At 70.4% G+C, this 10,103-nt stretch carries 11 protein-coding genes and 1 pseudogene; 2 read left to right on the top strand and 10 right to left on the bottom strand.

The window, feature by feature from the left end; genetic code table 11:
• Positions 1 to 90: 90 nt before the first annotated feature.
• From ACZ4S3_RS39565 to ACZ4S3_RS39535, 7 genes and pseudogenes are all read right to left on the bottom strand, one after another.
• Positions 91 to 258, bottom strand: coding sequence for a hypothetical protein (locus ACZ4S3_RS39565; protein WP_467943544.1), 168 nt, complete (start codon positions 256 to 258; stop codon positions 91 to 93).
• 208 nt (positions 259 to 466) lie between these two features.
• Positions 467 to 675: pseudogene (locus ACZ4S3_RS39560) on the bottom strand (hypothetical protein); the annotation flags it as partial.
• Between the two features lie 104 nt (positions 676 to 779).
• The gene (locus tag ACZ4S3_RS39555; protein WP_467943543.1) at positions 780 to 1,286 is read right to left on the bottom strand and encodes an SRPBCC family protein; all 507 of its coding nucleotides are present in this window, start codon (positions 1,284 to 1,286) and stop codon (positions 780 to 782) included.
• Positions 1,274 to 2,173: an RNA polymerase sigma-70 factor gene (locus ACZ4S3_RS39550; protein WP_467943541.1), complete on the bottom strand. Its 900-nt coding sequence runs from the start codon at positions 2,171 to 2,173 to the stop codon at positions 1,274 to 1,276. The genes ACZ4S3_RS39555 and ACZ4S3_RS39550 overlap by 13 nt, the downstream gene beginning before the upstream one ends.
• A gap of 481 nt (positions 2,174 to 2,654) precedes the next feature.
• Entirely contained in the window at positions 2,655 to 3,932 is a 1,278-nt protein-coding gene (locus tag ACZ4S3_RS39545) for a cytochrome P450 (protein ID WP_467943539.1), read from the bottom strand.
• A gap of 12 nt (positions 3,933 to 3,944) precedes the next feature.
• On the bottom strand, positions 3,945 to 5,330 hold the full coding sequence (locus ACZ4S3_RS39540) for an NAD(P)/FAD-dependent oxidoreductase (RefSeq protein ID WP_467943537.1): 1,386 nt from the start codon (positions 5,328 to 5,330) through the stop codon (positions 3,945 to 3,947).
• Positions 5,327 to 5,581: a ferredoxin gene (locus ACZ4S3_RS39535; RefSeq protein ID WP_467943535.1), complete on the bottom strand. Its 255-nt coding sequence runs from the start codon at positions 5,579 to 5,581 to the stop codon at positions 5,327 to 5,329. The genes ACZ4S3_RS39540 and ACZ4S3_RS39535 overlap by 4 nt, the downstream gene beginning before the upstream one ends.
• Positions 5,582 to 5,783: 202 nt before the next feature.
• Between ACZ4S3_RS39535 and ACZ4S3_RS39530 the strand changes: the two genes are divergently transcribed.
• Both ACZ4S3_RS39530 and ACZ4S3_RS39525 read left to right on the top strand, forming a co-directional pair.
• Positions 5,784 to 6,461 (top strand): TetR/AcrR family transcriptional regulator, encoded by a 678-nt coding sequence (locus tag ACZ4S3_RS39530; RefSeq protein ID WP_467943533.1) that lies wholly within the window; start codon positions 5,784 to 5,786, stop codon positions 6,459 to 6,461.
• 117 nt (positions 6,462 to 6,578) lie between these two features.
• Entirely contained in the window at positions 6,579 to 7,235 is a 657-nt protein-coding gene (locus ACZ4S3_RS39525) for a hypothetical protein (RefSeq protein WP_467943531.1), read from the top strand.
• A gap of 366 nt (positions 7,236 to 7,601) precedes the next feature.
• On the opposite strand, the gene ACZ4S3_RS39520 is transcribed toward ACZ4S3_RS39525, so the two are convergent.
• The 3 genes from ACZ4S3_RS39520 to ACZ4S3_RS39510 form a co-directional block, all read right to left on the bottom strand.
• Positions 7,602 to 8,201 carry a hypothetical protein gene (locus tag ACZ4S3_RS39520; RefSeq protein WP_467943529.1) on the bottom strand — a complete coding sequence of 200 codons (600 nt, stop codon included), beginning with the start codon at positions 8,199 to 8,201 and terminating at the stop codon, positions 7,602 to 7,604.
• A gap of 192 nt (positions 8,202 to 8,393) precedes the next feature.
• Entirely contained in the window at positions 8,394 to 9,116 is a 723-nt protein-coding gene (locus tag ACZ4S3_RS39515; RefSeq protein ID WP_467943528.1) for a maleylpyruvate isomerase N-terminal domain-containing protein, read from the bottom strand.
• 41 nt (positions 9,117 to 9,157) lie between these two features.
• Positions 9,158 to 10,042, bottom strand: a complete 885-nt coding sequence (locus tag ACZ4S3_RS39510) for an NAD(P)-dependent oxidoreductase (protein WP_467943526.1) — start codon at positions 10,040 to 10,042, stop codon at positions 9,158 to 9,160.
• Between the last annotated feature and the right edge of the window lie 61 nt (positions 10,043 to 10,103).

The following is a 10,103-nucleotide window of genomic DNA, read 5'->3' as shown; positions in this document are numbered from 1 at the left end:
GGCCCGCTGGGCATCAGTTACCGACAACGGCGGGATCTTCGGTCCAGGACGACTCACACTCAACCAACGACGAAACTCCGACTCAGGTCACTAGAGACCGCCGACCTTGACTGGGAACTTCTCAATGACGGCGAGCACCTTGGCCGCGTCCTCCAGGTCGACCAGCTCGACCGGCTTCTCCAGCCTGTAGAGGTCGCCCCGGGGAGGAAACTGAGTCAGCTGTCCGATGAGGACCATCGGCTCCAAGTGGGGGTGCACTCCCCCTCGCACCATTCACTCCGTCGTGGGCGCGCTCCCCGCCACAAGGCGCGCCCGCGAAGGGCTCACACGCAGCAGAAAGGGTCAGGCCCTGGGGCAGGTGGGCGGCGCGGAAGATGGCGACCGTCGGCCCACTGGCCGTTCATCGGATCCCCACGTCCCACAAGACGGAATCATCAACGTTCAAGATCTACTTTCGCAACAGGCCCTAGCAGAGGAGCAGCGAGTCCACGCGGTCATTTTTCTGCCGGGGAACGCAGAGGCCCAGTCCTCCGAGCAAGTCGGGCAGGGGGAAGGGCGGGAAGGAGTACCGGCCGAGCACGCTCATGTCGTGGCGCGCCAACGGCGACAGGCGGGCTGCGTCCTCGTCGCGGACCTCGAACCGTCGGCCCGTAGTTGGATGACGGCGGCGTTCAAGGAGCACGTGTGGGAGACCACGGAGCACCGGCATCTGGATGCTGTTTCGACTGCCGGGACGGCCATGCGGAGTGCGAGCCGAACGGTCGGGTTCGGCGTGGCCGTCATCGGGGCTCGCCTCCGCCCGTTGGCGCATGCACGGTCGGCTTGCTCGGTGCCGACTGGGGGTGTTGGGCCAGTGCGGTGTGGGCGGCGTCGAGGATGTTGCGGAAGGTGCGGGTGATGATCGGCCGCGCCAGGCGCCGGGTGAGGAGGGCACCGAGGAAGGGGATGGGGATCTCGGCGCGGGTGGTCCAGCTGACCTGGGTGCCGCCGGCGACCTCGGTGAACGTCATCCGGCCGAGTTCGTGCCGGGACGGCGGCAGACTGCGCTCTACGACGTACTCGGTGGCGTACGGCGGGTCGTAGTGGGTGATGCGTTCCCGGAACCAGCCGATCAGCCAGAGGTGGTTGCGCACCGCTCCGACGCCGTAGGGCGCGGCTTCGCCGTGCCGGGTCAGGCGGCAGCGCAGCACCAGGGGCGAGCTCGTGTAGTTGGTGGTTGTGGTGAGCCAGGCGAACACCGTGTCGATCGGGGCGGCGATGGTGCGCTCGACGGTCATGGTTTCCATGGCTGGGGTTCTCCTCTGTCGAGTGGGTGCACCGCATCGGCGCGGTGCAGCTTGTCCGGGTTGCGCATGCCGTACAGGCCGGTGATCCGTCCGTCGTGGATCTCGAACGCGACCAGCCAGTCGAGTTCGCCGTCGGTGAGGAACCGTGCCGCGGGCATGCCGTTGTAGGTGGCGGGCTCGACGCGAGTCGTCGCGGTGGTGGTGGTGCGGATCACGCCGATGACGAACCGGGCGACATCGGCGCTGCCGGTGATCGGGCGGCGCGCGGCGACCACTTTCCCGCCGCCGTCGGAGATCTGCACGACATCGGGCGCCAACAGGTCCATCAACGCCTGGACTTCGCCGGTCGCCGCCGTGAGCAGGAACCGTTGGACGATCTCGCGAGTGGCAACGGAGTCGGGCTCGAAGCGGCGGCGCCGCGCGTGGACGTGTTGGCGTGCGCGGTGGGCGATCTGCCGGACGGTGACCTCGGTCTTGCCGATCGAGGCGGCGATCTCGCCGTGGGTGTAGCCGAACACGTCGTGCAGCACGAACACCGCGCGCTCGGTCGGGTTCAGCGTCTCCAGGACGAGCATCATGGCCATCGAGACCGACTCGGCCAGAATCGCGTCGTCGCTCACCTCTGGTGCGGTGCGGATCGGCTCGGGCAGCCACGTGCCGACGTATTCCTCGCGCCGTGCCTTGACCGCGCGCAGGTGGTTGAGGGCCTGCCGGGTCACCACGCGCACCAGGTAGGCGCGCGGATGCTCGACCGCGGCCGGATCGACCGCGCTCCACCGCAGGTAGCTCTCCTGCAGCACGTCCTCGGCATCGGCCGCGCTGCCCAGCATCTCGTACGCGATGGTGAACAGCAGCGGCCGGTGCTCGGTGAAGGTGTCCTCAACCATGGCCGATCCCCACCTGTTCCCCGGTGCGGTGGCCGGTGCGCGGTCGCCACACCGTGGAACGGCAGACGGGTTCCTTGGTCACCGTCGTGGTGCGTTCGGTGACCGGGGGCCCGGCCGGTCTTTCGTGAGGCCGGGAAGGCTGGATCGCCCCCGCTCGGCGCCTCGGGCTGATGGCCTGTCTGACGTGTCGATACCCCGGCACCACACCCGGCTCCTCTCCTTGGATGCCCATCGAGACACCCCACACCGGCCAACCGTGACAGCCCGCCACTGTGATTCACCTCACGAGGAGGTTCGCTAGGGGGCCCGGAGCGCTGGAACCTCCGAAAATCCCCGTCCAGCGCTACGGCTCGGACAGTTGCCGACACCGGCCGCGTACGCCTTCGTCGTGCTCCGGCTGCTCCGGCTGCTCCTGTACTTCCGTGCTGCCGCGTGCAGTTCGTCGGTGATGGCGCCTGGTGGCCACCCCCAGGCCAACCGGTCAGGCCCCGCCCGCGTCGGGCACGAGGCGGGTGAAGGAGACGGGGAGGCGTTCCGGGCCGCGCAGGATGGCGTTCTCCCGGTAAGGCGGGGGATCGGCGACCAGGCGGGGGGACTCCAGACGGCGGGCGAGTGCCGTCAGGGCGATCTGTGCTTCGGCGCGGGCGAGGGTGGCGCCGATGCAGTAGTGGATGCCGCCGCCGAACCCGAGGTGGGCGTTGTCGGTGCGGTCGGGTACGAACCGGTCCGGGTCCGTGAAGCGCTGCGGGTCACGGTTGCCGGCGGTGAGGAGCAGGCGGATGCGTGAGCCCTTGGGGATGGTGGTTCCGGCGATGTCGATGTCGGCCAGGGCGCTGCGTCCGGACATCTGTACCGGCGGGTCGTAGCGCAGCACCTCCTCCACGAGCGGAGTGGCGAGGTCGGGGTCGGTGCGCAGCCGGGCGAGGGTATCGGGGTGGCGCAGGAGAGCGAGGGTGCCGTTGGCGATGAGATTGACGGTGGTCTCGTGGCCGGCGATGAGCAGCAGGCCGAGGGTGACACGGAGGTCCACGGGGTCCATGGGGGCCACAGGGTTCATGGGGCCCTCGGGAGCCTGGCCGTACATCAGGCCGGAGAGCAGGTCGTCGCCGGGGGCGGTGTCATGCCGTGCGATGAGCTGTTCGAGGTACTGCTGCAACTCGGTCCGCGCCTGCTGGAGTTCGCGGATCTCGTCCTCGGTCTGGGTGTCGATGGGGTCCAGGCCCCGGGTGAGCCGGCGGGCGAGGCTGCCGAAGAGGGATTCGTCCTCGCGTGGCACGCCGAGCAGTTCACAGATGACGGTGACGGGCAGGGGGTAGGCCAGGTCGCCGACGACGTCCAGCTGTCCCGCCCGCTCGCTGGTGTGCGCGTCGAGCAGCCCGGTGACGAGTGCGTCGATGTGGTCGCGCATGTCCATGATGCGGGGGACGAACTGCTGGGTGACCAGGCGGCGCAGCTGGTCGTGGCGGGGCGGGTCCTCGACCAGCAGGCTCTTACGGATCGGCCGCTGTTGTTCCGGGCGAAGCCGGTCGGCGCTGATGCGCGGGTCACGCAGCAGCAGGCTGATCTCGCGGTGGCCGCTGGCCAGCCAGGTCCCGTCGTCCATGCGCACGACCGGCTGCCGGAGCAACTGCTCGTAGTAGGGGTAGGGGTTGGCGCGGTGCTCGTAGCGGAGGGCCTGGGCGAACAGCTCCGAGGCCGTGTGCTGGTGGGTGGTTGGGACCGTGGTTGAGGCAGCGGTTGAGGTCGTGGTTGAGGTCATGGGGGATCTCCCTCACTCGTGTCCGGCCAGGACGGACGGGGTGGACGGGATGGACGGGATGGACGGGGTGGACGGACGACCCGGTGTGGAGGCGGCAGGCCCGGGGACCGCGGGGGTGGCGGGCCGGGGGAACGCAGGGTCGAGCGGATCGAGCCGGTCCGGTCCGTCGGCGGCGTTGAGCACCGGAGGGAAGGACGCTCCGGCCTCGATGAGGGCGGCGTAACCGTCCAGCACCCGGGGGGAGTCCACCGCGACGGCGGCGACCAGGCGGCCGCGTTGACCGTAGGCGACCACGAACCGCCGCCCGTCGAGCGAGCCCTGGGTGAGCACGACCTGATCGGCCAGGGCGGGCAGTCCCACGCACTTGAGGTTGACCCCGAACTGGTTGGACCAGAACGCCGGCAGGGGGCGATGGATACGAGGCGCCCGCGACCCATGGGCCATGTTGTGCGCGGCGGTACGGGCCTGCGCGACGGCGTTGTCCCAGTGGTCCAGGCGCAGGAGCTGCCCGGGGTAGAGCGGGTGCGGCCAGCGGGCGACGTCGCCGGCGACGAAGACGTCCGGCACCGGTGTCCCGTCGTCGGCCAGGGCCCGGCAGGAGTCATCGCACACCACCCCGCGGGCGTCGGCGGCCAGCCCGGAGCCGGTCAGCCACTCGGTGTTGGCGAGGGCGCCGGCGGCTACCACGGCCACCTCGGCCGCCACCACGGTGCCGTCGGAGAGGGCCGCCCGCCGCAGCCTGCCATGGGCGTCGCCCTCCAGGGCCTGGACCGTGGTGTTGAGCCGCAGGTCCACCCCGGCGTCGCGGTACCAGCGGGTCACGGCGCTGCCGATCACGCCGCCCAGCGCACTCACCAACGGCGTGCCGCCGCGCTGCGTCACGGTCACGTCGAGGCCCAGGTCGCGGCAGACCGAGGCGACCTCGCCGCCGGTGAAACCGGCGCCGATCACCAGCACCCGGTCCGGCCCCGCGGCCAGTGCCGTGCGCAGCTGGTCGGCGTCGTCGCGGGACCGCAGTACATGCACCCCGTGCAGGGCGCCGCCCTGCTCCTGGGGCCAGGGCCGGGCCCGGGTGCCGGTGGCGATGAGCAGCCGGTCATACGGCACCTTCCGCCCGTCGGCCAGCACCACTCGGCGTTCGCGCAGGTCAACGCCGTTTGCGGGGGTGCCGAGCAGCCATCGGGCGTCGATGTTGCGCGCCCGGGGCAGCACGGTGTGGTCGGTGGGCAGCCAGCCGGACAGGACCGCCTTCGACAGCGGCGGACGGTCATAGGGTGCGTACGGTTCGTCGCCGATGAGCGTGAGCTCACCGTCGAACCCTTCGTCACGCAGTGCCTCGGCGGCGCGCAGGCCGGCCAGGGAGGCACCGACCACGACGATGCGCTCGGGGTCGTTCACTGTGCACGCTCCGAGGTCAGGGGCGCGGGCTCGGTGGCCCTGCCCAGTGCGATGGCCTGTACGGGACACGCTGCGGCGGCCCGCTCAACCTCGCGGCGCGTACGTGGATCGGGCGCGTAGTCGTATTCCAGCGCCTCCTCGCCGTGGAACCGGAAGACGGCCGGTGCGGCGTAGACGCACTGTCCGTAGCTCTGGCATCGGTTCAGATCCACGACGAGCCGGAGCTCGTCCGGTGGCGGATCGATGGGCATTTCTTCGCTCTCCTCCCAGGTCAGCGGGGGTTCGGCGGCTCTTTCGAGGCCTCTTCGGACCTCTTGCGGTGGTCGTCGGGCGTCGCCTCGCGACAGCCCCGGGGTTCGATCGCGTCCGCCATTCAGATAGCAACCACTATTTGGACTGTACACGCTATCGGCGCATTGACATAGTGATCCCTATCTGAATAGCATCGACAATATGAGCACCGACCAAGAGGGAGACCGGGGCGAACCCGCACGTCAGCGGCTCACCCGTGCGGAAGCCAAGGCCCGCACCCGGCGACTGCTGCTGGACGCGGCGGCCCGGGTCTTCGCCCGCAAGGGCTTCGCCGGCGCCTCGGTGGACGAGATCGCCGAGGCCGCGGGCTTCTCCATCGGCGCGCTGTACTCCAACTTCAGCGGCAAGGAGGCCCTCTTCCTGGAGCTGATGGCCGAACGCGGTATGGGCCGCGTCGCCGAGGCCGCCCAGACCCTCGACCGCCACGAGGCGGGCACCGGGGAGGCCGCCGCCGAGCTGGGACGCCTGCTGGTGCACGTCGCCGACAAGGACACCGACTTCGCACCGCTCCAGGCCGAGTTCTGGCTCTACGCGGTACGCAACCCCCACGTCCTCGACACGATGGCCGCCGCCTTGCGCGAACCGCGCCAGGCGCTGGAGGGCCTGATCGACACCTGGCTCGCGGAGCAGGGCGCCCCCTCCGAGGTCCCCGCCGACTCCGTAGCCACGGTCGTGGCGGCGCTGTTCCAGGGGCTGGTGCGCTTGCGGCGCGTCGATCCCGACAGCGTTCCCGAAGAACTCTTCGGCCAGGCCCTGCGATGGCTGTTCAACGGCATCGGCGCGGGCCCCGCACCGGCCCGCCCCACCGACCAGGACTGACCGGCACGGCATCCCGGATCGCCCCCGGCCCACCACCAACGGCGGGCGCCCCGCGCACGCCGCTGCCACGGCAGGGCCCCCGATCGTTCGCAACTCCTCCCGCAAGGAGCCGCTTTCATGAACCCGCACCCGCACCGGCAATCAGCTGCCCGGGGCGTCCGCAGGGGCTACGCCGTGGCCGGCGCGGTCCTCGCCTTCATGTGGCTGGGGGAGGCCAACGAGCCGGCCTGGGCCCACGCTGTGCGTGCCACCTTGCTCCTGCTGCTCATCCCGCCCCTGCTCCTGCGGACCAACCGCCGCCTCACCGCCGCGTTTTACGAGTCCGCGCACCCCGGCCCGGCACTCGCCCGGCTGATCACCGCCCGGATCCTCATCGTCTCGGCAGCCCTCGTCGCCAGTGCCCTCCTCGGTCACCTGATGGACCCGCGCGCCGCCCACGACGCCAGAGCGCTCGGCATCCGCGTGCTGTGCGCCCTGCTGACCATCCCGCTGCAGATCCGTGCCGCACACCGCGCACGGGCCGAGGGTGCGCCCGCCTCGGCCCGCCCCACCCTGTCGGCACCCCGGGTGATCTGCGCCAAGCTGGGCCTTATCGCCGCCGCACTGCTGGCCCAGATGCTGATCGATCCCTATGTGGCCAACGCCCAGGTGCTCACCGCCGTCGCCGTCGCCGTCACCGTGACGGTCCTGGGCCCCAGGGTCCACGCCAAGCTACTGATCACCCCCACTCCCCGGACCACCGAGGAACGCAGTCCGGCACGGGCGGCCACGTGAACGCGCAAGACGTCAGACACCGTTGAGGGGCGTGACGTGGTTCTTTCCACAGTTGCGGGGCGTCATCCTCTGGCTGGGGGACCAGGGCGGTCAGTACCACCGTCACCAGGACTGGCCCCGAGCCGAACAGGCTGGTCACCGCGTCCGCGACGTCCCGCTCCGGCGCGCTGGACGGACACACATAGCCTTCCGTCGAGCAGGCGGTCGTGACGCCCTGAAGGGCCACTCCCCACGTCCAGACCCTCGCGATCAGCCACCCGCCGAGCATGCACGCGGGGGGGAACCGCCGGCTTCAGGAACCGCGGCATGCGGTGCGCCCGTGGGTCGCCCCGGAACCACTGGGCCCCGACCACCGTGACGGGCTTGTCAGTGACTGAAGGGCGGTTCGAAGCAGCCGGTCTCCAAGTATGGCCCGTTGACCTGCACTTGGTAGTTGGTCTTCTGTACGAATGCGGTGACGCAGGCGTCCTTGTGGACGTGGAGTCCGATCCGGGCGCCTTCGGCCGTGACGTAGTGGTCGCCTGTGTAGCGGGGTTCCATGCTCCGCACGTCGAGTTTCCCGTCGAGCTGCTCGCCCTTGGGGCCGGTCCGCTGTTCTTCGTACCCGAGCGCGAGCATCGCCGATCGGACACTCTTTGGATCCCAATTCCCCTGCTTCCAGAGGCGTTTGAGTACGGGTTCGATGCGGTCGGCTTCCCTTTGAGCGTCCTTCGCGCTGGCGGGGGACATTTCGCGGGGGAGGCGGTGGGCGTTGTTCTCGTTGTAGTGCGGGGCCCCGTCGTGGGCTCCGGGTTCCACGTAGGGGGAGGCGCCGGATCCGGTCGGGCTGGGGGTGGAGCTGGGGGATACGCGCGGCGCGCCGGCTGCGACGCGGTGCTGGCCGCAGCCGGTCAGGGGTATCGCGGCGCTCAGGAGGAGGAGCGTGGTGGCGAAGTATCTTCGCCGTCGAAGCGTTGAGATGGCCATGCAGATCACTCTGCCATGACGGTCACCATCTGGGCCCGGGCGCCAAGCACCGTGGTCAGATGCCTGCTCGCTCGTAGCGCGGACCCGTCCCGGCTGCCCTTCAGCGGGTGTGCTCCCCGAGCCCCACACCCGCGCACCCGCCAGGCACTGCCGGCCACTGCCAGCCACTGCCTGAAGACTTGGTCGGCCAGATCAGGGGTTCGGCTCACCGTCCTCGTCCTCGTCATCCCGGTGATGCTTCCCCTTCGAGGAGACAGATGCCCCAAGGGGCTCCCAGGAGGACTCGATCGTGGCGGCGCCGGCCGTCAGGGTGCGGGCGGGTTGGCGCACGGTTCCGTCCCACTGCCAGTCCGCGCGTCGGGGCAGGCCGGGAAGCGGGCTGCGGCCCGTACACCACAGCAGCGTGTCGGACGGGCCGTGCCCGGACGGGGCGTCGGGGAAGAGGCGGGCGAGGACGGCGGTGCTGAGGTCGTCGGGCGGGGCCCAGGGCAGGCCGAGGGCGCGGGTGATGTCGTAGGTGTGGACGGCCAGTTCGGTGATGCCCATGGCGGCGAAGCCGGTGGCGTCGGAGTGCCCCCAGGGGTGCCAGGCGCGTGCTTCGACAGTCGTGTCGCGGACGGTGGAGGTGAGAAGGGACGCGGCGATCCGGAGGCCGTCCAGGCAGGCGGGGACGGGGGCCTGGGGGTCGAGTGAGGCGAAGAGGGTGATGTAGCGGTCGTCGGGTCGGGCGATGAGCAGGCCGGTGTAGCCGGTCAGGCCGAGGGCGAGGTGGTCGAGGGTCTGGCGGCACGTCCAGTCGAGGGCGTGGGCGGGGCGTGACCAGTCCTGGTCGGCTCCCTTGAGGAGGGCGGCCAGGCAGTCGTCGGTGGCAGAGGCGAGGAGGTCCGTCCATGGCGCGGTGGTAGCGGGAGTCATCGGGTCCGGCGCGGGATGAGTGCCGGCTGTTGGTGTCACGGTCACTTTTCGACCGCCGGGTTCTTCAGGACCTCGATCACGCTCGCGTAGCTGTCGGAGCCGTGGCCTGCGGCCTTGGCCCGTTCCATGGCGGACTTCAGGAGTTCGGGCAGAGCGTTGTCGATGCCGCGGGCCGCCGCGGCATGGATGAGATGGTCGATGGCCGCGATCTGCACATCGACGGTGGCGTCGTCGCCCGGGTAGCGGCCGGCGTCCACCTGGGGCGCGTAGGTGGTCAGGAAGCCGGCCACGGCGGACAGCCAGCGGATCGCAACCGGAGTGAAGGCCGTGGCCTGTGTCTTCTCCGCGCCGACCAGCGCGGTGCCGTGCAGCCAGCCGGTCATGGTGGACCACATCAGGCCGAGCAGGGCGGCGTCGTAGAGGGAGGCCAGGCCAGGGTCGGAGCCCAGGTACAGCGGGTCGCCCAGGGACGCCAAGGTCGAACGATGGGCTTCGAAGACGGCGTGTGAACCGCTGTAGAGGAACATCATCTCGGGGCTGCCGACCCCCGGCGGGGTGGTCATGATCGCGCCGTCGAGGTAATCGACGGCGTGTGACCGGGCCCATGCGGCGGCCTGGTGGGCCTGCTCCGGGGAACCGGACGTGAGGTTGACCAGGACCTTTCCCGCGAGAGAGCCGGCAACGGGGTCGAGAATGGTGCGCAGCACCTCGTAGTCCAGTACGCAAGTGAGGGTCAGCGGGCTCGCCGCGATCGCCTCCTCGGGTGTCGCGGCCAGGCAGGCACCCCGGTCGACCAGCGATTGGGCCTTGTGCGCCGAGCGGTTCCACAGGGTGGTCTCGTAGCCCCGTTCCAGCAATGCGGTGGCCAGCGCCGAGCCCATTGAGCCCAATCCGATGACGGTTACTGCCTGGCGATCAGAATGCATGCCACAACTCCCTGTACGTCCGCCTGCGGCGGTTGGTCACGTAAGGACCAAGATCGCAGCG

The organism is Streptomyces sp. NPDC028368, from assembly GCF_055565615.1.
Note: the sequence above shows the minus strand (reverse complement) of the source record. Positions and strands in the feature narration are given on the sequence as shown.

Bases quoted from the DNA above. Each gene is read 5' to 3' on its own strand.
- ACZ4S3_RS39555 (WP_467943543.1), bottom strand. From the start codon at position 1,286: ATGGAAACCATGACCGTCGAGCGCACCATCGCCGCCCCGATCGACACG.
- ACZ4S3_RS39550 (WP_467943541.1), bottom strand. From the start codon at position 2,173: ATGGTTGAGGACACCTTCACCGAGCACCGGCCGCTGCTGTTCACCATC.
- ACZ4S3_RS39545 (WP_467943539.1), bottom strand. From the start codon at position 3,932: ATGACCTCAACCACGACCTCAACCGCTGCCTCAACCACGGTCCCAACC.
- ACZ4S3_RS39535 (WP_467943535.1), bottom strand. From the start codon at position 5,581: ATGCCCATCGATCCGCCACCGGACGAGCTCCGGCTCGTCGTGGATCTG.
- ACZ4S3_RS39530 (WP_467943533.1), top strand. From the start codon at position 5,784: ATGAGCACCGACCAAGAGGGAGACCGGGGCGAACCCGCACGTCAGCGG.
- ACZ4S3_RS39525 (WP_467943531.1), top strand. From the start codon at position 6,579: ATGAACCCGCACCCGCACCGGCAATCAGCTGCCCGGGGCGTCCGCAGG.
- ACZ4S3_RS39520 (WP_467943529.1), bottom strand. From the start codon at position 8,201: ATGGCCATCTCAACGCTTCGACGGCGAAGATACTTCGCCACCACGCTC.
- ACZ4S3_RS39515 (WP_467943528.1), bottom strand. From the start codon at position 9,116: ATGACTCCCGCTACCACCGCGCCATGGACGGACCTCCTCGCCTCTGCC.
- ACZ4S3_RS39510 (WP_467943526.1), bottom strand. From the start codon at position 10,042: ATGCATTCTGATCGCCAGGCAGTAACCGTCATCGGATTGGGCTCAATG.